The organism is Enterococcus sp. UD-01, assembly GCF_044909655.1.
In the GTDB taxonomy this organism is placed as follows: Bacteria; Bacillota; Bacilli; order Lactobacillales; family Enterococcaceae; genus Enterococcus_L.
The window spans coordinates 80746-103894 of record NZ_JBIYEU010000011.1; the positions used below are offsets into that span (position 1 = coordinate 80746).

The 23149-nt window shown below is 38.0% G+C and carries 21 protein-coding genes; 17 read left to right on the forward strand and 4 right to left on the reverse strand.

Translation table 11 applies throughout. The annotated features are described in order from the left end of the window. Positions 1-196: 196 nt before the first annotated feature. The 8 genes from rpsF (at position 197) to ABH902_RS10465 (ending at position 8230) form a co-directional block, all read left to right on the forward strand. Entirely contained in the window at positions 197-499 is a 303-nt protein-coding gene (rpsF, locus tag ABH902_RS10430; protein ID WP_154776994.1) for a 30S ribosomal protein S6, read from the forward strand. Between the two features lie 47 nt (positions 500-546). After that, entirely contained in the window at positions 547-1101 is a 555-nt protein-coding gene (gene ssb, locus ABH902_RS10435) for a single-stranded DNA-binding protein (protein ID WP_404590660.1), read from the forward strand. A gap of 25 nt (positions 1102-1126) precedes the next feature. After that, a complete protein-coding gene (gene rpsR / locus ABH902_RS10440; RefSeq protein WP_154776992.1) occupies positions 1127-1366 on the forward strand; it encodes a 30S ribosomal protein S18 in 240 nt (79 codons plus the stop codon). A gap of 167 nt (positions 1367-1533) precedes the next feature. Then, complete coding sequence (locus ABH902_RS10445; RefSeq protein WP_404590661.1) at positions 1534-3510, forward strand: DHH family phosphoesterase; 1977 nt, start codon at positions 1534-1536, stop codon at positions 3508-3510. Positions 3511-3630: 120 nt separating this feature from the next. Further along, the gene (gene rplI / locus ABH902_RS10450) at positions 3631-4083 is read left to right on the forward strand and encodes a 50S ribosomal protein L9 (RefSeq protein WP_404590662.1); all 453 of its coding nucleotides are present in this window, start codon (positions 3631-3633) and stop codon (positions 4081-4083) included. A 230-nt stretch (positions 4084-4313) separates the two neighbouring features. After that, positions 4314-5684 (forward strand): replicative DNA helicase, encoded by a 1371-nt coding sequence (dnaB, locus tag ABH902_RS10455; protein ID WP_154776989.1) that lies wholly within the window; start codon positions 4314-4316, stop codon positions 5682-5684. Positions 5685-5944: 260 nt separating this feature from the next. After that, the gene (locus ABH902_RS10460; RefSeq protein WP_404590663.1) at positions 5945-7237 is read left to right on the forward strand and encodes an adenylosuccinate synthase; all 1293 of its coding nucleotides are present in this window, start codon (positions 5945-5947) and stop codon (positions 7235-7237) included. A gap of 126 nt (positions 7238-7363) precedes the next feature. After that, the gene (locus ABH902_RS10465) at positions 7364-8230 is read left to right on the forward strand and encodes a DegV family protein (protein WP_404590664.1); all 867 of its coding nucleotides are present in this window, start codon (positions 7364-7366) and stop codon (positions 8228-8230) included. A gap of 73 nt (positions 8231-8303) precedes the next feature. Here ABH902_RS10465 and ABH902_RS10470 read toward each other — a convergent pair whose 3' ends face one another. Further along, positions 8304-9935: an ABC-F family ATP-binding cassette domain-containing protein gene (locus ABH902_RS10470; protein ID WP_404590665.1), complete on the reverse strand. Its 1632-nt coding sequence runs from the start codon at positions 9933-9935 to the stop codon at positions 8304-8306. Between the two features lie 246 nt (positions 9936-10181). On the opposite strand from ABH902_RS10470, the gene ABH902_RS10475 reads away from it, so the two are divergent. The 6 genes from ABH902_RS10475 to ABH902_RS10500 all read left to right on the forward strand — a co-directional run bounded on the left by ABH902_RS10475 (position 10182) and on the right by ABH902_RS10500 (position 17345). Continuing rightward, entirely contained in the window at positions 10182-13043 is a 2862-nt protein-coding gene (locus tag ABH902_RS10475; protein WP_404590666.1) for a sigma 54-interacting transcriptional regulator, read from the forward strand. 266 nt (positions 13044-13309) lie between these two features. Further along, the gene (locus ABH902_RS10480) at positions 13310-13807 is read left to right on the forward strand and encodes a mannose/fructose/sorbose PTS transporter subunit IIB (protein WP_404590667.1); all 498 of its coding nucleotides are present in this window, start codon (positions 13310-13312) and stop codon (positions 13805-13807) included. 262 nt (positions 13808-14069) lie between these two features. Continuing rightward, positions 14070-15062, forward strand: a complete 993-nt coding sequence (locus ABH902_RS10485) for a mannose/fructose/sorbose PTS transporter subunit IIA (protein WP_404590668.1) — start codon at positions 14070-14072, stop codon at positions 15060-15062. Positions 15063-15097: 35 nt separating this feature from the next. Continuing rightward, positions 15098-15922: a PTS mannose/fructose/sorbose transporter subunit IIC gene (locus ABH902_RS10490; protein WP_404590669.1), complete on the forward strand. Its 825-nt coding sequence runs from the start codon at positions 15098-15100 to the stop codon at positions 15920-15922. A gap of 20 nt (positions 15923-15942) precedes the next feature. After that, positions 15943-16854 (forward strand): PTS system mannose/fructose/sorbose family transporter subunit IID, encoded by a 912-nt coding sequence (locus tag ABH902_RS10495; protein WP_404590670.1) that lies wholly within the window; start codon positions 15943-15945, stop codon positions 16852-16854. A 110-nt stretch (positions 16855-16964) separates the two neighbouring features. Further along, positions 16965-17345, forward strand: coding sequence for a DUF956 family protein (locus ABH902_RS10500; RefSeq protein ID WP_404590671.1), 381 nt, complete (start codon positions 16965-16967; stop codon positions 17343-17345). Positions 17346-17468: 123 nt separating this feature from the next. Here ABH902_RS10500 and ABH902_RS10505 read toward each other — a convergent pair whose 3' ends face one another. Both ABH902_RS10505 and ABH902_RS10510 read right to left on the reverse strand, forming a co-directional pair. After that, positions 17469-18272: a hypothetical protein gene (locus tag ABH902_RS10505; RefSeq protein ID WP_404590672.1), complete on the reverse strand. Its 804-nt coding sequence runs from the start codon at positions 18270-18272 to the stop codon at positions 17469-17471. Positions 18273-18534: 262 nt separating this feature from the next. Beyond that, complete coding sequence (locus tag ABH902_RS10510) at positions 18535-19062, reverse strand: hypothetical protein (protein WP_404590673.1); 528 nt, start codon at positions 19060-19062, stop codon at positions 18535-18537. 287 nt (positions 19063-19349) lie between these two features. Here ABH902_RS10510 and ABH902_RS10515 point away from each other — a divergent pair, with 287 nt between their 5' ends. Next, positions 19350-19877, forward strand: coding sequence for an HdeD family acid-resistance protein (locus ABH902_RS10515; protein WP_404590674.1), 528 nt, complete (start codon positions 19350-19352; stop codon positions 19875-19877). Between the two features lie 65 nt (positions 19878-19942). On the opposite strand, the gene ABH902_RS10520 is transcribed toward ABH902_RS10515, so the two are convergent. After that, entirely contained in the window at positions 19943-20143 is a 201-nt protein-coding gene (locus ABH902_RS10520; RefSeq protein ID WP_404590675.1) for a hypothetical protein, read from the reverse strand. A 135-nt stretch (positions 20144-20278) separates the two neighbouring features. Between ABH902_RS10520 and ABH902_RS10525 the strand changes: the two genes are divergently transcribed. Continuing rightward, positions 20279-20863, forward strand: a complete 585-nt coding sequence (locus ABH902_RS10525) for a TMEM175 family protein (RefSeq protein ID WP_404590676.1) — start codon at positions 20279-20281, stop codon at positions 20861-20863. Between the two features lie 203 nt (positions 20864-21066). Beyond that, positions 21067-23082, forward strand: coding sequence for a hypothetical protein (locus ABH902_RS10530; protein WP_404590677.1), 2016 nt, complete (start codon positions 21067-21069; stop codon positions 23080-23082). The last annotated feature ends 67 nt before the right edge of the window (positions 23083-23149 follow it).

The following is a 23149-nucleotide window of genomic DNA, read 5'->3' on the forward strand; positions in this document are numbered from 1 at the left end:
ATAATTAAGCGTATGTTTAAAGTAAGGACGAAGACAAATAATATTTCAAAAAGATTCATATAAACATATAAGAACGCTTGATTTTATCAAGGTTTTACTGTACAATGAACTATTGTGAGTAGTCTATAAATTTTAGATAACTCTCCTTGCTCTTAGGAACCTAAGAGCCTTAAAGTCCACAGGGAGGTGAAAATCAATGAGTCAAGCTACGAATTATGAAATTATGTATATTATTCGTCCGAACATTGATGAAGAAGCAAAAACTGCTTTAGTAGAACGTTTCGACACAATTTTGAAAGATAACGGTGCAGAAGTTATCGAATCAAAAGACTGGGAAAAACGCCGCTTAGCATATGAAATGAACGGATTCCGTGAAGGCATCTATCATATCGTTAAAGTATCTTCTCCATCAACAGCAAGTGCTGTCAACGAATTTGATCGTCTTGCTAAAATCAATGAGGATATTATCCGTCATATGATTATTAAAGAAGAAGCATAATAAATGTTCCACGTGAAACATTTATATAGACGAAAGGAGATGTTCAAATGATTAACAATGTTGTATTAGTCGGTCGACTAACAAAAGATCCAGATCTACGATATACTTCTAGTGGTTCAGCTGTTGCGACGTTTACTCTAGCTGTAAACCGTAATTTTACGAATCAAAATGGAAATCGTGAAGCAGATTTTATTAACTGTGTGATTTGGCGTAAACCTGCTGAAACTATGGCAAACTACGCGCGCAAAGGAACATTACTTGGTGTTACTGGTCGTATTCAAACTAGAAACTACGAGAATCAGCAAGGACAACGTGTATATGTTACAGAAGTTGTATGTGAGAATTTCCAATTGTTAGAATCACGTTCTGCATCAGAACAAAGACAACAAGAAGGCGGTACTTCATCTTCATCATATAACAATAACAACGGTGGCAGTTTCCAAGCACAAAATAATAATTTCTCAACAGGACAAAACAATTTTAATCAACCATCATCCTCTCAGTCTAACAACAACGGTATGCCTGATTTCGATAGAGATGCTGATCCATTTGGTGGTTCAGGTTCAACTATTGACATTTCAGATGATGATCTACCATTCTAAACGAATTTGATAGGAGGGAATAAGAATGGCACAACAAAGAAGAGGCGGACGTAAACGTCGTAAAGTCGATTATATTGCAGCAAACCATATTGAATACATTGATTATAAAGATGTTGAATTATTAAAAAAATTCATTTCTGAACGTGGAAAAATCTTGCCACGTCGTGTAACAGGTACTGGCGCTAAAAACCAACGTAAATTAACAATTGCGATTAAACGTGCTCGTATCATGGGCTTATTACCATTCGTTAGCGAAGAACAATAAGAACTTAGATATAGATAAATGAGAGGATCAAAGAATTAATTCTTTGATCCTTTTTTATATAATAGGATTAATTCTAATGTTTCACGTGAAACATTACGGGATTCGCAGAATTAACATTTTTATGCTAAAATAACGTTAACTTGTAGAACCGTGGAGGAGTCTTAATAATGGAAAAGAATAGAATGAAACGGATTTTGGGTTCTGTGTTCGTTCTCTTTTTATTAGAAGTGATGCTGTATTTCTTTGTTTCTAATAAGTATTTTCTTGTAGCTGGTTTACTCATTCTTAATGTGGTATTGGTTAATTGGATTCTTTATTTAATTAAAAAGATGGAGATATCTAATACAGAAAAAATCAGAGAAGCAAGTACAATTGCTGAACAATCATTAGATTATGCCTTTAATGAAGTGTCAGTAGGGATCATAAATTATGATCCAGTAACAAAAGAAGCTAAGTGGTTAAATCCGTTTGCGGAAGGAATTTTTCAAAAAGACGGCCAAGCATTAATCAGCCCTGAATTAATTACAACATATGTATCATTAGCTGAAAAAGGAAAAGATATTTTTAAAGTTGGAGATAATGTTTATCGCTTTAATGTAGATGAAAAACAAAATACTATTACCTTTAGAGATATCACAGAAGAAAGTAATCTATACCAAGAAAAAATTGAAATGCAAACAGCTATTGGTATTATTTCAGTAGATAATTATGATGATATTACGGATAGTATGGATGATAAGCAAGTATCCTATTTGAATAGCTTCATTACGACAATGGTCTCTGATTGGCTGGATGAGTATCAAGTGTTTTACAAGAGGTTGAATGCAGAACGATATTTCTTTATTGCTCAATTGGAAGATATTCGAAAGATGATGGAAACGAAATTTCAAATACTTGATAAAGTTAGAAAAGAAGCGAATGATAGAGAATTAGCTATTACTTTAAGTATGGGGATTTCTTATGGTGGGGAAACTTTGAGTCAAACAGGAAATATCGCCCAAACCAACTTAGATACAGCGTTAGTTCGAGGCGGTGATCAGGTGGTAGTTAAAGAGGCTAAAGATAATGCGAAACCGCTATTCTACGGTGGCAGATCGGCTTCAGTAGCGAAGCGAACACGTGTTCGCTCTCGTGCGATGAGTACAGCAATTCAAGGGATTTTGTCAGAGGCCTCTGATGTTTATATTATGGGTCATCGATTTCCTGATATGGATGCGATTGGGTCAGCTTTTGGAATGGCGCGGCTGGTGAGATTTCATGCTAAAGAAGCTTGGATTGTCTTAGATAAAACAGAAAGCATTCCAGATGTGGATAGAGTAATGGAAGAGCTAGAAAACTATCCGGATATTGCGAAGCAGATTATTACGCCAAAAGAGGCGATGAAACGGAAAAAAGAAAGTAGCTTGCTTATTATGGTTGATTACCACAAACCGTCGCTGTCAATTTCTCAGGAGCTTTATGAACAATTTGCTAAAGTTGTCATTATTGATCACCATCGTCGAGGAGATGAATTTCCAGCTAAACCATTACTTTCATATATCGAGTCTTCTGCTTCTTCAGCTTCAGAATTAGTCACAGAGCTGATTGAATATCAAAGTAATGCACAACGACGTTTAGACAAGTTTGAAGCGACACTCCTGCTTTCTGGCATCGTAGTTGATACAAAAAGCTTTAGTGTTCGCACCACAGCTAGAACTTTTGATGTAGCTAGCTATTTAAGAACTTGTGGTGCGGATTCATCTTTAGTACAATATTTACTAAGTTCAGATTTGACGAGCTATTTAGAAATGAACAGCTTAATTGCTAGAAGCGAATATGTTACCTCGGATACGGTGATTGTCAGTGGCAGTGAAGAGAAGGAATACAATAGTGTAACAGCCGCTAAAACTGCGGATACCTTATTGTCGATGGTGGGAATCAATGCTGCTTTTGTCATTACTAAACGAACGGATAAGCAAATAGGCATTAGTGCTCGTAGTAATGGTTCAATCAATGTCCAATTAATTATGGAAAACCTCGGCGGTGGGGGTCATTTTACTAATGCTGCGGTACAATTATCTGGAGTAACAGTGGCAGAGGCAAAAGAACAATTGCTGAAAGTTATTCATCAAAATAAAGATGTTATGTATGAATCGACTTCGTGAAAGGAAATATCAGCTAAACAAGCTATTTTTTGGGAAAAAGATAAATTGTGAATGAGATGAAGAGCGTCTCATCTTCAATTTCCTAGGTACAAATCAATTTTTAGGAAAGAGGTTTTTTATATGAAGGTTATTTTTTTACAGGATGTAAAAGGCAAAGGTAAAAAAGGTGATGTTAAGGAAGTTCCCACTGGTTATGCACAAAATTTTCTAATCAAAAATGGATATGCGCAGGAAGCAAATAAAGGCAGCATCAGTGCTTTAGCGGCTCAAAAGAAAGCACAAGATAAACAGGATGCAGAAGTTTTAGCTGAAGCGAAAAAAATGCAGGAATTTCTGGAAAAGGAAGAAACTGTTGTAGAGCTAAAAGCGAAGGCTGGTGAGGATGGACGTCTATTTGGATCTATTCCTTCAAAACAGATTGTAGAAGCGCTTAATAAGCAGTATAAGGTGAAATTAGACAAACGTAAGCTGGAATTGTCACAGCCCATTCGTTCTTTAGGTTATACGAATGTACCAGTGAAGCTACATCACGAAGTGACAGCTAAAATCAAAGTACACGTTATTGAAGAATAAGCAGAAGATGGACTCAAAGTAAAATTGACAAACAATTTTACTTTGAGTTTTTTTATAGACTCGGCCAGAAGACAACATTTTTCTCGGTGTACATTTCAGCTATTTATTGTTAAAATAGAAAGACTGAATGAACTGAAAATCGGTAAAAACAAAGAGAGCAAATTTGGCTTGTAAATCCTGTATTATAAGGATTTTATTGTTTTTATTTCAACACATTAGGAGAGAAAAAGATGAGTGAAGTATGGCAAGATCGTGTACCGCCTCAAAGCATGGAAGCAGAGCAAGCTGTTTTAGGGTCGGTTTTTTTAGATGCAGAGGTCATTATTGACGCTTTAGAATACATAGAACCCAAAGATTTTTATCGCCGTAATCACCAATTGATTTTTCAGACTATGCTAACGTTGAATGATCGAAATGAAGCAATTGATGTGATCACTGTTAAAGATCGTTTGGAGCAGGAAAATTTACTGGAGGATGTTGGCGGTTTAAGCTATCTTTCTGATTTGGCCTTGGCTGTGCCGACAGCAGCAAATATCGTCTATTATGCGAAAATTGTTGAACAAAAATCCTTGCTACGCAATTTGATTCAAACCGCCACAGATATTGTAACTAAAGGGTTTGAACAAGGTGAAGATGTTGAAACAATATTGGATGATGCAGAGCGCAGCATTCTGGAAGTTTCTGAAAAGCGAAACCGCAGCGGCTTTTTATCCATCGCTGATGTCTTGAATACGTCGATTGCGAATATCGACCAGCTGTATCAAAATGATGAAGAAATCACCGGACTACCGACGGGATATCCTGCCTTAGACAAGATGACTGCTGGTTTACAGGCGGAGGAATTGATTATTTTAGCCGCACGTCCGGCCGTAGGTAAAACAGCTTTTGCGTTGAATATAGCGCAAAATATTGGCACTAAGACAGACCGCTCCGTCGCAATCTTCAGTCTGGAAATGGGGGCTGAATCGCTGGTTAACCGGATGCTTTGCGCAGAAGGTTCAATTGAAGCCGGTCATTTACGTACCGGTCAGCTTTCAGAAGAAGAATGGCAAAATTTAATTATTGCAATGGGCAGCTTGTCCAGAGCGCAAATTTTTATTGATGATACGCCCGGTATTAAAATTACTGAAATCCGCGCGAAATGTCGAAAATTAGCACAGGAAAGAGGAAATCTGGGGTTAATCCTCATTGATTACCTACAGCTAATTGAAGGTACAGGTCGTGAAAGTCGTCAGCAGGAAGTATCTGAAATCTCTCGTCAGTTGAAGAAGCTGGCAAAAGAATTAAAGGTACCGGTTATTGCCTTGTCACAGCTTTCCCGTGGGGTGGAACAGCGTCAGGATAAGCGCCCGGTGTTGAGTGATATTCGTGAATCCGGGTCGATTGAGCAGGACGCGGACATTGTTGCCTTCTTATATCGTGATGATTATTACGAACGTGGTGACGGTGGTGAAGACGGCGACCATGAGCCGCCTGAAATTGATAATGTGATCGAAGTTATTATTGAAAAAAACAGAAGTGGTGCCCGTGGAACGGTGGAGCTGCTGTTCATTAAAGAGTATAATAAATTCTCGTCCTTATCTCCAAGAGAAGAATTTTAATAAAGGAAAGTTGAAAAAAAGTGCGTAGCACTTTCGTTCGACTTTCCTATTTTTTTATCCTGCTAAGCGTTGATTGAGTTAGACAGCACATATCTAAAAATTCGTTTTTTTACTGAAAATTTCACTTTTATAAAATTAATGTTCGTGTTTTAGTTGTATTTCATTTTTCAAAGAAAATATTATTCGATTTTTAAGTTGAAAGCATGGCTGTTTACTGGTACAATGTAGCAGGACAAAATAATTTAGAACGAGGTGTTCGAATGTCATCAGTTGTAGTAGTCGGAACGCAGTGGGGCGATGAAGGAAAAGGAAAGATCACGGATTTTCTAAGTGAAAATGCTGAAGTCATCGCACGTTATCAAGGCGGAGATAATGCAGGACATACCATTAAGTTTGATGGTGTTACGTATAAGCTACACTTGATTCCATCAGGTATTTTTTACAAAGAAAAAATCAGCGTTATTGGTAATGGCGTGGTGGTTAATCCAAAATCTTTAGTAAAAGAACTTGCTTACTTAAAGGAACATAATGTTGCTACAGACAATTTACGTATTTCTGATCGCGCACACATCATTTTGCCGTATCATATAAAATTAGATCAATTACAAGAAGATGCTAAAGGCGAGAATAAAATCGGGACGACTATCAAAGGAATTGGCCCTGCTTATATGGATAAGGCAGCCCGTGTCGGTATTCGTGTCGCTGATTTATTAGATAAAGAAATTTTTGAAGAACGTTTAAAAATCAATTTGGAAGATAAAAATCGTCAATTTGTCAAAATGTTTGACAGTGAACCAATTGCTTTTGAAGATATCTTTGAAGAATATTATGAATACGGCCAACAAATTAAACAATACGTGACAGATACTTCTGTTATTTTAAATGACGCTTTAGACGCCGGCAAACGGGTTCTTTTCGAAGGAGCACAAGGGGTTATGCTGGATATCGATCAAGGAACTTATCCATTCGTTACGTCATCTAATCCAGTGGCTGGCGGAGTAACTATCGGCAGTGGTGTAGGTCCTTCAAAAATCAATAAGGTCGTTGGTGTATGTAAAGCTTATACATCGCGCGTTGGAGACGGTCCGTTTCCTACAGAGCTATTTGATGAAACTGGTGAAACGATTCGTAAGGTCGGTAAAGAATACGGCACAACAACAGGTCGTCCGCGTCGTGTGGGCTGGTTTGATACTGTGGTTATGCGTCATTCAAAACGCGTGTCCGGCATTACCAACTTATCATTGAATTCAATCGATGTATTGAGTGGTTTAGAAACAGTGAAGATTTGTACAGCTTATGAATTAGACGGCGAATTGATCTATCATTATCCAGCCAGCTTAAAGGAATTAAGCCGTTGCAAGCCTGTTTATGAAGAATTACCAGGTTGGACAGAAGACATCACTGGCTGTAAGACGTTAGCAGATCTTCCGGATAATGCTAGAAATTACGTGCATCGTATTTCTGAGCTGGTTGGTGTTCGTATCTCGACCTTCTCAGTAGGACCTGACCGTAACCAAACAAATGTGTTGGAAAGTGTTTGGGCGCAAATTTAAAAAAGTACTGGAGCAGAAAGACTCTGAAAAATGGAGTTGTTTTTGTTCCAGTTTTTTCTATTTTAATAAATAAGGAGTATCCTTAATATATATGGTAAAATGAAACCAAAGCAGGGAGGACAGATTATGCCATTTAAAGTAATGACAGATTCGTGTTGTGACTTACCTTATACGTATTTGGAAGCGAATGATGTTGATTTTATTAGTATGACGATTCAATTGAATGGAAAAGAATTAGTGGATGACTTAGGGAAAACCTTTGATTATGACTGGTTTTTACAAGAAATTAAAAGTGGTGCGATGCCGACAACTTCTCAAGTAAATGTGGGTCGTTACATTGAATTTTTTAGACCGTATGTTGAAAAGAAGCTGCCTATTTTATATTTAGCTTTTTCTTCCGGCTTAAGTGGTTCTTATCAAAGTGCGGTTCAAGCCGTAGCTATTTTAAAAGAAGAAGCGCCGGAAGCTCAGATTTATGTGATTGATACGAAAGCAGCCAGCTTAGGCGAAGGCTTGCTAGTCAGCAAGGTTATTCAAATGAAAGCAGCCGGTCATTCTCTAGAAGAAATTCTATTATGGTTAGCTGACAATAAAATGTGTGTGCATTCTTGGGTAACGGTAGATGATCTAAAGCATTTAGAACGTGGTGGTCGGATTTCAAAAGCTGCGGCAGCCATTGGCGGTTTAATGAATGTGAAACCAATTATCGTTGTTGACGATCAGGGCAAGCTACAGAATATCGGTAAGGTTAGAGGCCGTAGTAAAGCGTTAAAAAAATTAACGGATGAAACCGTGAAAGGAATCAAAGAGCCGCTGGAACAAACCCTATTTATTGCTTATGCTGGTGATTTGAAAAGTGCTGAAGCAGTTAAGGAAATGATTGAAGCGGAAATTCAAGTTAAAGAAATTAAGCTTTATCCTTTAGGACCAACAATTACTAGTCATACAGGCAATGGCTGTATTGCTGTCTTTTCTATGGGTGAAAAAAGATAAAAGAACTTACTACTAAAAATAAAAACCGTTCTTCCACTGATACAGTGAAGGAGCGGTTTTTAACTTTATCTAATTAATATTCCCCAGAAAACAATTGCTCTAATTGTTTTTGAACATCTTTATTTTCCAAAAATTCATCATAGGTGGTGTCTGCACGGTCAACCACACCTTTATCAGAAACTGCAATAATTCGGTTTGCTAAGGTTTGGATGAATTGATGGTCATGTGAAGCGAAAAGAATCGCGCCGGTAAAGGCCATTAAGCCATCGTTTAAGGCAGTAATGGATTCTAAATCCAAGTGATTGGTTGGATCATCTAAAACGAGTACATTGGCTTTTGAAAGCATCATTTTAGATAGCATAACGCGAACCTTTTCTCCCCCTGAAAGTACATTTACAGGCTTCATAACATCTTCACCTGAAAATAGCATTCTGCCTAAGAATCCGCGCAAGAAGGTATTGTCGTCTTCTTCCTTGCCAGCAAATTGACGCAGCCAGTCCAGAATTGTTAAATCTGTATCAAAGTCTTTGCTGGTATCTTTTGGCAAGTAAGCCTGCGACGTGGTCACACCCCAGCGAACACTTCCGGTATCAGGGGTGATTTCACCCATAATGACTTTGAACAAGGTCGTGGTAACAATATCATTGTCCGCAATAAACGCTACTTTATCTGTATTGTTTAAAGAGAAGGAGATGTTGTCCAGCACTTTTTTACCGTCAATTGTAACAGAAACATTTTCGACATGTAATAAGTCATTGCCAATTTCTCTTTCAGGTGTAAAGCCGACAAAAGGATAACGGCGTGACGAAGGCTGAATGTCTTCAAGGGTAATCTTGTCCAGCATTTTCTTACGAGAAGTGGCTTGCTTGGATTTTGAAGCATTCGCACTGAAACGAGCGATAAAGTCTTGCAGCTCTTTGATTTGTTCTTCCTTTTTAGCATTGGCATTCGCTTGTAGTTTGGCCGCTAATTGGCTTGATTCCAGCCAGAAATCATAGTTTCCGACGAATAATTTGATTTTGCCGAAGTCAAGGTCAGCCATGTGTGTACAAACTTTGTTTAAAAAGTGACGGTCATGGGAAACAACGACAACGGTATTTTCAAAATTAATCAGGAATTCTTCCAGCCAATTGATGGAGCGTGTGTCCAGTCCGTTTGTCGGCTCATCTAAAAGTAATACATCGGGTTTGCCAAACAGAGATTGAGCAAGTAGGACTTTGACTTTTTGTCCGGCGGTTAATTCGCTCATTTTTTGGTCATGCAGACTTTCTGGTATGTTTAAGCCTTGCAGCAGCACAGCCGCTTCAGGCTCTGCTTCCCAGCCATCAAGCTCAGCAAATTCACCTTCAAGCTCAGCTGCCTTAATACCATCCTCATCAGAGAAATCTTCTTTCATATAAATAGCATCTTTTTCCTTCATAACTTCATAAAGACGTTTGTGACCCATAATAACTGTTTCTAAAACGGTATGGTCTTCGTAGTCAAAATGGTTCTGCTTTAAAGTCGCCATCCGTTCATCCGGACCAAGTGTCACTGTTCCGGTAGTTGGTTGAATTTCACCAGCTAAAATCTTAAGAAACGTTGATTTACCGGCACCGTTAGCACCGATTAAACCATAACAATTACCAGGAGTGAATTTAATATTTACATCATCAAAAAGTTTGCGGTCAGAAAATAACAAACTTACATCATTTACAGTAATCAATAGTTTTCCTCACTTTATTTATAATAGTAAACCTCTCTGCATTATAGCGAGGAAAGCGGCATTTTTCAAGGAAATTCAGCCTTTTTCACAAATAGCCGCTGCTTTTCCTGAAAATCTTACTGGTTTTCTTAAAAATGCTGTTCCATGTGAAACATTTTAATCTACAAGGGCTTCTAGTGTACTTTTTAAGCAACACACTGTATGATACACATAGAATTTAGTGTATCTTTTTAAGGAGAGATAACGATGAAACGGATTGAACGTATCTATCAGTATGTGAAAGAGCAAACAGAAGAGCTAACGCCCGCTGATGTTTCTCTTGGTAAAGGGGTAACAACAGAAGAGGTATCCATGGTACTGGCGATTCAGCGTTCCAATGCCAGTAAAGATTTAAATCAGCTCGTGCGTGATGGCTTGCTGGAAAAAACAGCTGGTCGTCCTGTGAAGTATGTCGATAAAGCCATTTTCAAATATCAACCGTTGACGAAGCCGGTCAAAAGCTATCGTGAAAATAATTTGGTAGAGCCTGCTGAAAATAATCTACAGCAACGTCCTGTTAAAAAGTATCCAGTTGAAGATATTTTCAAAGGCATGATCGGCTCTACCGGCAGTATGAGAACACCGGTAGAACAAGCTAAGGCAGCGATTTTGTATCCGCCAAAAGGGTTAAACTGTTTAATCACTGGCCCGACAGGATCCGGGAAAACCTATTTTGCGCATGCCATGTTTCAATTTGCGTTGTTAAATCATGTAGTTGAAGCGGATAAGAAACTCGTTGTTTTCAATTGTGCCGACTATGCGCATAACCCTGAGCTGTTGATGTCGCATTTGTTTGGCTATGCCGAAGGAGCGTTTACGGGAGCAACGAAAGCTAAAGAAGGCATTATTCATGAAGCAGATGGTAGTATTCTCTTTTTAGACGAAGTTCACCGCTTACCGCCGGAAGGACAAGAAATGGTCTTTTATTTTATGGATCATGGAACATATTCTCGCTTAGGTGAAACAGTAAAAAATCGGCATGCAGATGTGCGAATTATTTGCGCTACAACGGAAAATCCAACTTCTTCTTTGTTAAATACGTTTGTCCGGCGGATCCCGATCATTATTCAACTGCCGAATTTTGTTGATCGTCCGGCGAAGGAAAAAATTGATTTGCTGAGAGTAATGATTTCTATGGAAGCTTCCAGAATTCAGCGTAAAATTTCCTTGTCCGAGGATGTGGTTAAAGCACTAATCGGCAGTGTTTCTTACGGAAATGTCGGCCAGCTGAAATCCAATGTTCAGCTGGTTACTGCGCGAGGCTTTTTAAATCATATTGATCAGGATGAATTGACCATCACACTTGATGAATTAACCGATAGTATCAAAGACGGCATGATGCAGCTGGCCAGTAATCGTGAAACGTTGGCTGAGCTATCTAAATATCTGGAGCCGCAAATGCTGGTTACGCCAAATGAGCCGCTGGTAACGATTCAGTCAGATTCCTATGAGCTGCCGTACAATCTTTATGAAATTATTGGAGATAAGGCTGCCTTGTTAAAAGCGGACGGCTTAGATCAAGAAGTAATCAATAACTTCATTACAACCGATATTAACGTCCATTTAAAATCCTTTTACAAAGATCATGGTTTTACCTTCGATACAGAAAATAAATTAGCCGAGATTGTCGATCAACGGATTATTGACGTGACCAAGGAAATTTATAATTTTGCTCGGAAAAAGCTCAACTATAATTTTCAGTCCAATTTTGTTTATGCTATGAGCTTGCATATCAGTTCTTTTTTGAAACGTATTCAAAATGGTGAAGAACGGCGCCAGCAATTAAATGAAAATATTCGTGACATGGTTCTTGATTATCCTCTGGAGTTTGAAACCGCGCAGGAAATTAAACGGATTATTGAAATGAGCTATCAAATGAAAATCCCTGAATTCGAAACGTATTATTTGGCTGTATTGCTAATTTCTTTACGGGAAAACAAAGACGCCGGCCGCATTGGCATTGTGGTTGCTGCGCATGGGCAAAGTACTGCTACCAGCATGGTACAGGTTGTGTCACAGCTGTTGAATGTAGATAATTTAAGAGCTGTTGATATGCCTTTGGAGATGCAGCCCAAAGAAGCGCTGAATCAGATTGTCAGTGCAGTCAAAGAAGTGAACGAAGATAGCGGGGTTATACTTTTAGTTGACATGGGTTCTTTAGCAACGTTTACAGATGAAATTAAACGACAAACAGGAATTGATGTACGGACGGTTGACATGGTTACAACGCCGGTCGTTTTAGAAACCGCTCGGAAAACGTCTTTAATTGATACACAATTAGATACATTGTATGAATCCCTGAAAAATTTCCAAGGATATGCCGGCATTCGTCAGGAAAAACCAGATCCTGCAGCTCATGCTAAAAAGCGGGTGATTGTAGCGATCTGTGCGTCTGGTGAAGGAACAGCTAAGCGAATGAAGGAAATGATCGAATCGTCGGTTTCGGTGCATTTAGGCTTGGAGCTTGAAGTGTTGCCGTTATCAGTTATTGATATGAAGGAACAACTGGCAGATATCCAAAAGCAATATTATGTGCTGGCAACGACAGGGATTACAGATCCTAAAATTGCTGCGCCTTACATCTCCATGGAAACTTTCTTCTCCGGTGAAGCAGAGGAAATTATCGAAAAGCTACTAATGGAAAGCGATATTTCTGTAGAAGCTCAGGAATTGAATGAATTATCAGCGAAAAAAGTCTGTGTGGACTACATGGAGCAAAGCTTTACTTATATTAATGGTAAAAAAATAATTGAACCATTATGGACGTTTGCGGATATTATTCGTACAGGACTGTCCATGCAGCAGGATTATTCGTTTTATGTGAATCTAGTGATGCATTTAGCAGGAGCCGTAGAAAGAATCTTGTTGGGAGATATTCTTAGTGTGGAGCAGTCAGAATTAGATGTGCTGTTGGAGGAACCGAATTATTCAATAACGATGAAAGCTGCACTATATTTAAAACAAAGCTTGAATTTAACGTTACCGCCAGGCGAAATTTATTACATTATTAAGCTGGTAGCCAACGCGCAGTTAAATCAGCAAATAGATACAGATAATACACTAATTTAGATACAGAAAAGCGATACACAAATAAAGTGTATCGCTTTTGTTTCGTTTTTTTCTAAGAATATTGTTAAAACAGCGTTTTAGATAGATACACTATTTTTGGCACGAAACTTGCTTTAAATAAATAGTGACAGAATACAATTTTATTGGTCGTTATTTTGGCAATAAATGGCGTGACATAGTATTTTATACTAAAGAGCAAAACAAAGGGAACCACTAGGCTTGGCGTTAACCTGTGTATTAGTGGCATTGAACTAAAGGGAGTGCAAGTGAGAATGGATATTCGCTTAGTAAGAATTGATGATCGTTTAATCCATGGACAAGTAGCAACGGTCTGGACGAAAAGTACAAACGTTGATCGCATTTTAGTTATTAGTGATGCTGTCGCACACGATACGTTAAGAAAAGCTTTATTGGTACAAGCAGCACCGCCCGGCGTTATCGTGAATGTGATTACGGTTGAAAAAATGATTGAAATTTTTGCCGATGCACGCTTTGAACAGGTAAAGGTCATGCTGCTGTTCACGAATCCCATTGATGTCAAACGCGTAGTAGAGGGAAATGTTTCCTTTCGTTCTGTCAATATTGGCGGTATGAGCTTCACCGGTGGAAAACGAATGATTACCAATGCAGTGGCAGTAGATGAACAAGATATTCAAGCGTTCAAATATTTACATGAGCAGGGTATCGAGTTGGAAATCCGGAAAGTGGTCGCCGACAACCAAGTAAATTTGATGGAATTACTGAAAAAAGAGCAGCTGGTTTAAGCGTTCCTTTTTCAGATTCTATAGATGTTGCTAGGTCACGGTAGGTGCAGCAGTTGAGTCAGGTAAAAGGAATGAAAGAGGTGGATCTATCGAAAACAGGGTCAGTGACCAGCGAGTGAAGGATACACTTTACTGAAACACTAAAAAAGCTCCAGCCATTTTCTATCTACATTATTTTATAGAAGCTGTTTCAGAAAAGAAAGTGATATGCTAATGATCAGATAGTTGAAAAAACGTTAAATTAAATGGGAGGTATCAAATTATGGTAGGAATTATTCTTGCTAGCCATGGGGAATTTGCTCAAGGTATTTTGCAGTCCGGTTCCATGATTTTCGGGGAACAGGAAAAAGTACAAGCAGTTGTATTGATGCCGAGCGAAGGACCTGAAGATTTAAAAGAAAAATTAAAACAGGCCATTGCAACATTTGATCCAGAGGATGAGGTTCTGTTTCTGGTTGATTTATGGGGAGGAACTCCGTTTAACCAAGCAAATACTTTATATGAAGAACACAAAGATAAATGGGCCATTGTCAGCGGCTTGAACTTGCCAATGCTGATCGAAGCCTACGCTTCTCGTTTTTCTATGAACTCTGCTCAAGAAATTGCCGCTCATATTTTAGAAACAGCTAAAGAAGGCGTAAAAATTAAACCGGAAGAGCTGGAACCAGCAGAAGCTCCAAAAGCGGCTGTACAAGATGCACAGCCTAAAGGCGCATTGCCGGAAGGAACAGTAGTCGGAGACGGTAAAATCAAATTTGTGTTGACACGGATTGATTCACGTTTGCTGCATGGACAAGTTGCAACTGCATGGACGAAATCCGTCTTACCAAACCGGATCATCGTTGTATCAGATGCTGTGGCTAAAGACGATCTTCGTAAAAAATTAATTGAACAGGCTGCCCCTCCAGGCGTAAAAGCCAATGTTATTCCAATTAGCAAAATGATTGAGATCTCTAAAGATCCTCGTTTTGGTAATACGAAAGCGTTACTGCTTTTTGAAAATCCTGAAGATGTGGTCAAAGTGAAAGAAGCCGGCGTTGATATTCAAGAGGTAAATGTGGGTTCTATGGCGCATTCAGTCGGTAAAGTTGTGGTTAGCAAGGTATTGTCAATGGGCCAAGAAGATGTTGAGTCCTTTGAAAAACTAGCTGACATGGGCGTGAAATTCGATGTCCGCAAAGTACCGAATGATTCCAAAGCAAACATGGATGAAATTCTTAAAAAAGCAAAAAGTGAGTTAGCACAAGCGCATTAATCATTAAAAATTTAATCAAAAGTAGGAGGCTTATCATGTCTATTATATCAATTATTTTAGTAATCATTGTTGCCTTTCTAGCTGGTATGGAAGGAATTCTTGATGAATTTCAGTTTCACCAACCGCTAGTTGCATGTACGTTAATCGGTTTAGTGACAGGACATTTGGAAGCTGGTATTATTTTAGGCGGAACATTACAAATGATCGCACTAGGCTGGGCAAATATTGGAGCAGCAGTCGCACCGGATGCAGCTTTAGCATCTGTTGCATCAGCAATTATTTTAGTTAAAGCATTAGGCTCTCAAAGTATTTCAGTAAAAGATGCCGTTTCTTCTTCAATCGCCATTGCCGTTCCGCTTGCAGTAGCAGGACTATTCTTAACAATGATCGTGCGTACCTTAGCTGTACCAATCGTTCATATGATGGATTCCGCGGCTGAAAAAGGCAATATCAGAAAAATTGAAGCGTTGCATATTTTAGCTGTATGTATGCAAGGGATACGTATTGCAATCCCTGCCGGCGCACTTCTATTCATTCCAGCACAAACGGTACAATCAGCATTGGAATCAATGCCTGCATGGTTGACTGATGGGATGGCTATCGGTGGTGGTATGGTCGTAGCGGTTGGTTACGCATTGGTCATCAACATGATGGCGACAAAAGAAGTTTGGCCATTTTTCATTATCGGTTTCGTTGTTGCAGCAATCACTCAATTAACTTTAATCGCACTTGGTGCTTTAGGTGTTGCTTTAGCCTTGATTTACTTGAACCTATCTAAAATGGGTGGTTCTTCAAACGGCGGCGGTGGCGGCAACCGAAATACTGGTGATCCGCTCGATGATATTTTAAATGACTATTAGTCTTGAAGGAGGAGAAAAAAATGGCAGAAAAAATTGAATTAACGAAAAAAGATCGTTTAGCTGTTGCATGGCGCTCTACCTTCATTCAAGGATCATGGAACTATGAACGTATGCAAAACGGCGGCTGGGCATTTTCAATGATTCCGGCAATTAAAAAATTATATAAAACAAAAGAAGATCGTTCCGCAGCATTGAAACGTCACTTAGAATTCTTTAATACTCACCCATACATTGCTTCCCCAATTTTAGGTGTTACTTTAGCACTTGAAGAAGAACGTGCCAATGGCGCACCAGTTGATGACGTAGCGATTCAAGGGGTAAAAGTTGGGATGATGGGTCCTTTAGCCGGTGTCGGCGATCCTGTGTTCTGGTTTACAGTTCGTCCGATGCTTGGTGCCTTAGGTGCTTCTCTAGCTATGGGCGGCAGCATTTTAGGTCCGATTCTCTTCTTCGTTGCATGGAACGTGATTCGTTGGGCCTTCATGTGGTATACACAAGAATTCGGCTATAAAGCAGGTTCTAAAATCACAGATGACCTTTCCGGTGGTTTATTACAGGATGTAACAAAAGGTGCCTCTATACTAGGGATGTTCGTTCTGGCAGCATTAGTACAACGGTGGGTATCCATTAAATTCCTGCCAGTCGTTTCCAGCGTTAAACTGGATAAAGGTGCCTATGTTGAATGGGATAAAATTCCAATGAACGGATCAGGCTTACAGCAAGCCTTTCAAGATGTAGCTTCAGGTAAAGCACTGTCCGCTACAAAGGTAACGACTTTACAAGACAACCTTGACCAATTGATACCAGGCTTAGCAGCATTGTTGCTTACATTCCTATGTATGTGGCTGCTTAAGAAAAAAGTGTCTCCAATTGTCATCATCCTTGGCTTATTCGTCGTTGGTGTTGTTGGACATTTGATCGGTTTATTATAATCTACTAACACGGAAACTTGGGGGAATTATTGCTTATCCCAAGTTTCCTTACATAGCTCAATCAAAAGACAAACATAGAAAATACAGGTAAAAGAAAAGAGGGCAGAACAATGGTTCAATCATTAAACACACAAGTAGATTTCATCACAGATGCTACTGCTTTTACAGGACTGACTGATTATGGAAAAATCATGATAGGCGATAAAGGCTTTGAATTTTACAATTCTCGCGATACACGAAAATTCATACAGATTCCCTGGGAAGAAGTGGATTACGTGATAGCCTCTGTCATGTTTAAAGGTAAATGGATCCCCCGCTACGCGCTTCAAACAAAGAAAAACGGTACTTTTACATTTTCTTCTAAGCAACCGAAAAAAGTGCTGCGTCAAATGCAGACCTATGTAGCACCGGAAAGAATGGTACAGTCTTTAAGCTTTTTTGATGTCATTAAACGCGCATTTCGATCAATGGGGAAGAAAAAAAACAGCTAAAGCTGTCGAATGTCTTTAAAATGAGCAGGCGGACAGCGATCTGCTTTGCTATAGAATAGGAATACATTGAATGGTTATTTGGTACCTATAAATAAAAAAATAAGATCCAAGACAAGGTGTGTCTTAGATCTTATTTTTTATTGGCGCTATTTTCCAAAAATTGAACATCAGGATGATAAAGCTCACTAGCCAAAGTAAAATTCTAATTCCTGTTGCAGATAAAATTGGATTAATTAATTGAAGCAGAATACACCCCTCTAAGACAGCAAAAAACGTAGTAATATAAATACCGCCGGAGCTCATTTTAAAATGAAACTGCATAACCAACAGTGCGATTGTAATGAGCAGTAAAATGCCGGCAAATAACTGCTGCGAAACGATCTGTTGCTGAGCAAGTAGCGGCTGCTTATCGAATAGCGGACTGAAAATGCTGCCAAGCCAACAAGCCAAAGTTAAAATTACTAAGCTATATTGCTTTTTGCGATTTCTTGATGAAAAAGATGCGCTGGCTGCTGCAAGACCTAAAAATGTTGCGGTTATTAAAAGAACGATCGGAAGTACAGTATTGAAAAAGCGAATCACAATGACTGGTTGTAAAAGATGATCAAATAAATTATATTGCAAGAAAATTAAAAAGAATAAAAAAATAAATTTACTCACGGACTTTTGTATGAGCGCGGGTTTTTCCATTAAAAGTCTTTTGCTTAATGCTGCGGGCGATTGACCCAAAGCTTCTTGAGCAGACTGCTGTTTTTTTTGTGCAGCTAGAATTTTATTTAAGATTTGATTGAGCTTTTCTTCTAAATCATCAGCATTTTTACTGTCGCGACCTTTAAGGTGTGCGCACAATTCTTCATAGTACTGTTGATTTTCTGGAGAAAGCTGTTCTTTTAGTTTGTTATTTTGTTTAGTGAATGACTTGTTCATGTCTCGAGCCTCTATTCCGGTAAACATATATTTTTTCATGAATATTCTTAACTATCATACCACGATTTGCTAAAAAAGTATTTTAACATTGAAGAATAGCTTTTTACTATAGTTAGAACAAGCAAGAAACAGACAAAAATGTGAGACAAAAGTAAATTGCACTTTTGCCTCACACTTTCAATAGGAATAAACGGCAGGAACATAAGCAACTCTTTGGCTTATTTCTCGGAGTTAAACGCTTCTGTCCCGGCTGCCTATAAAATTATTGATTCATATCGTTCATAATGTTGATAAATTTCGTTTGTGTATCATTCAATTGTTGAACCAGATCTTTATTCACTTGGTTATACATATTAACATCTGTGGCTTCAGCTAATCTAGTGAAGAACTCTGTTTGTACCTTATTGTATTCTTTAAAGGCATCTTGTAGTTCAATAAGTTGGCCAGCATTTTCTTCCTTTGCCGATATCTTGAAGGCATCTATCTGGTCAGCTGCATCTCTCCATACTTTGTACTCCTCAGAAGCAACTAAATCCTTAGAGTGCTTGCTCACAACCTCAAAATCTCCTGAACGTGCTTCAGCTTGTTTCTTCATTAAATTCTGCTGCTTTTCATAGTAAGCTTCTGTCAGCTTAGTAAATTCCTCAACAGTCGATTTCTTAGCCTTTTTAGTGATGTTTTCTTTGGCTTTTTCATTTGATCCGTTAGTATTGTTGCTGCTGCCGCAGCCTGCTAATGTTACAAAGACAGTACCAATCAACATAACCAATAGCCCCAATTTTTTTCTCATTCCAATAGTCCCCCTTTTATTATTGTACTTTTTACGTACTTTTTTAAAATAACTTATCAAGAAGTTTTTGTCAAATTTTGTTTTTATTTTGTTTATTTTTGATATTTTTCACTTAAATATATTTATAAACCTGATATTTACTTGTTTATAAAGGGATATATATAATAAATTTTAAAATATATAAAGCTTCTGATCTGCTAGCATCTAAAGACCTTTATTTTTGACTAGACCAATTTTTGGGAGTACCATAATATTATAGTAATAATAGTAAAGGAGAGATCAAGCTTATGAATGATGTTAAGAAAAATGGCGTTGACTGGGGTTCGTTAATTTTAGGAATTCTTTTTGTTTTAACTGCATTAATATCTTTTCAAGATCCGGCCGGCAACTTACTTGCATTAGTGATTGTTTTTGCGATATTTGCGATCCTAAAAGGAGTTTTTGAAATTTTTGTCCGTAACAGAATGAAAGAACTGACGGGCTATAAGGCGTATGCACCGATTGTTTTAGGTGTAATTGATATTATTATTGGTATTTATTTATTATTTAATCTAGCAATCGGTGTAGCGGCTTTACCATTTGTTTTTGCGTTGTGGTTTATTTTTGATTCTATTATTAATTTATTTACCTTAGATTTAGCGAAAGGTGTAAGTACGGGTTATTTTTGGTTTCGCTTAATTGTAGATGTTATAGGGGTTATTTTAGGAGTAATGCTTTTCTTTAATCCATTGTCTTCCGCCCTTACTTTGAGCTTTTTAGTCGGGTTTTATTTTATGCTCTACGGAATTACTCATATTGTGTATGCCTTTAGATAAAATCTGGAAAAAGGATGAGGCAAAAGTTATTCAAACTTTTGCCTCATCCTTTTAAGCTTTTAGAATTAGTAATATCGGCGGTTTCGTCTAGAAGGCCCTGCAATTAAGCGAACCAGCCAAACAGCGATCGCTACAGGAATCAGTACTTTTACGGCGAACCATAATAGGCTGCCAACGATGCCCATTACTATACTTAAAATAATACTTCCTGCAATAAATAACCCAATAACCATTAATATGTTCATTACCATTGATCGTTGTCTCATGTTGTACATCCTCCGCTTTGTCTTTGTCTATGAATAAAGTATAGCAAGGAAAGAAGTCTGGAGCATCCATCTTGAGGCTGATTTTCCGACTGTCTTAAGTCGGAGCATTTCATTTACATTAAAGGAGAAGATCGTATGTCAAAATCAAGAGTTGAAGCCTTCACAGATGCTGTGATTGCTATTGTTATGACGATTCTAGTTTTAGAGCTGCATCAGCCTCAATCCGATACATTGGCTGGTTTAATCGGAGTTGAGCGTAAATTATTTATTTATATTATCAGTTTTGTAATGTTGGCCATTTATTGGAATAATCATCATCATATGTTCCAGCTGGTAAAAAAAATCGATGGCCGAGTACTTTGGGCGAATAACTTTTTTATTTTTACGCTGACACTGGTTCCTTTTGCAACGGCTTGGGTGGGTGATTTTCTTGATAGTCTGATTCCACAGTTAACTTATGGCGTAGTGACACTGCTGGCAAATTGCGCATATTTACTTTTAACCATCGCATTAATTCGTACTAACGGAGAAAAATCTCAGTTGAGTCAGCTGTTTCGTCGGTACAATAAATCCTATTTTTCCATTTTTTTGAACATCGTCGGCTTATTGCTGGGCTGGCTGCTGCACCCTTATTTTGTGATTGTAATGAATATTGGCATTTTAATCATGTGGATCATTCCGGATCGGCGCATTGAAAATCAATATAAAAATGAAGACTGAAAAACTAGCTATTTTAGTTTTATTTTATAAAAAACGTAAAAACGAAATTATTGACAAAAAAATAGCTTATATTATCATTTTTTTGCTATTATTGTTTATTTTATGAAAACAAAGAGCTTGAATTATGAGTTAAAATTATAGTTAGCAAATAGAAGTACGGATAAAAAGGGTAAGGTTATAACTAAAAGGAGCCGTTAGTACATATGGAAAAGTTGAATTTTGCAAAAAATACAGCCATTAATAAAAAGGTTTTCCTTAGAAAAGAAGTTGAGGTAGATCGTTTAGGGGAAGAACTTTATTCAGATGACATTTTAAGTCATTATTCAGTGTATGTTCTAAGAAAATTTGAATGGAAAGTAGATTATCAAGAGTTAACGCAAATTGAAGGATTGCTTGTAGATGTACCAGACCAATTTAATCAAGCCTTCGATGATTATATGATCAAAAAACTCTATTTACGTGTTACAGCCAAAGCGGCTTATCTGACTGTGTTATTGGCCTTAGCGCAACCATTAAATAAAGAACAAATGAATGAACTGCGCAATTGGTTCAGCGATTTAAATGTAATGACGCCCGCTCTGGAGCATGTATCCAAATTTTCAGAAGAAATTCCGTTAGAGATGGTCAAAGGGTTACAAGAAACAAATAGTGAAGTTTTATTGTTGTCCGAAATGATGAATCAATTTAACGAAAATTTGAATGAAGTGTATAGTGACATACAAACAATAAAAGAAAAGCGAACGCCGCCGGTTGTCAAAGTAGTTCCAAGTAAAGCAGTTGGGAAGCAGGCGCTGGAAAGTGAAAATAGTAAAAAATTAGAAGTACTGTCTCAAAAGCTTGCGCAGCTAATGACTGAATTTACAGAGGTTAAAGCGCATGTGAAAGATACAGTAGCGCAACGCGCTAAAGTTAAAAAGCCGCCTAAGTTTAAAATCGTTCTAGGACCGGGAGATGAGGCAGCGCCTACGCTTGAAAGTCGCCTAGAAGAAGCTTTAGCTAAAATTGAGCAACTGAATAAAGCGGTTCAAGATTCTGACAAAAAAATAGTTGCCTTGAATCAATCTGTTGAAAGAAACAAACAAAAAAAGCCAAAAGTAACGTTTGCAACAGCAAGAAAGGTAGACCAGCGTCAAACAGAGCTAGACAAAAAACTAGCAGAGACCGGTCAGGAAATAGTGAATATCACTACACAGCTGGAGCAGATGAATCAAAAATTAGTCACTATGGAACAAGTAGCGATTAAAGATGAAATAATGGAAAAAATAGAAAAAGATCATGGACAATTACAGGAAACGATTTCCAAAATAGTTAATTTGTCTCAGGGAATCAATCAGCTGACCAATAAATTACAAACAATTGAAACTGAATTGTATAATAAGCAGAAGTTGACAGAACAACAGCAAAAAGAACAAGTACAATTGGTAAATAATATTACTGAAATTAAAAGGTTAACGAAAACGGTGGGCGATGTAGATAGCCAGATCATTCAAGCGAATCAAAAAATTGCTGATTTGGAACGAAAGCTGCATCAAGCAATCGTAAGTAACGAAACTACAGTACAAGAGGCGAGTCCGCCAATTCAACCCTTGGTTTCTGCTGCAGCAAATCATACATATACAAAGGAAAATGAAAAAATTGCCTTTGAAAATAAGCGGAATTTCCCATCTAAAGAAACCTTTTTACAAGCGACTAAACCTAATCGTCCTGCGGAACAGACAGAAGCAAGACCAACAGTAACGTTAGCTATTGAAGAAATGCTTGAGCGTGTGTCAGAAAAACATCCTCGTCCGGACAGTTCCATCCGACCTTGGAACGGACAGGCAAACGACAAGCAGCATAGTAAACGAGACATCGCTACCTTAAGTCATTTAAAAAAGTTAGAATGGGATATTCATGCATTGTTTCAAGTAAGTCGTGGAATAGGGCATAGAGGAATGCTGCCCAAAAAAGAGTTTTATACCAGTATTCGTAAAATCGAGGTGCTGCCATATCTTTGGCTATCTGTTTTTGAAAGAGAAAAAAGGGATATTCTATTGGGAAATGAGTTAAGCTGTCAGCAGTTGATTGATGCATTGCCTGAGTTTTTGGAAGAAGTGAATGAAATTTCGCAAAAACGCAAAGTCATGGGAAAATGGCTCTATTGTCCTAAAGAGATTGAGCACAAAATTGCAGGCTATGAATTACTAAGTGAATATTTTGAAGTGTATCTTGGACAGTAAAATGAAGAGGCTGGAATAAAAAAAGGACTTCTTTTCCGATATCGTCTAAGTTGCTCAAATAGCCGCT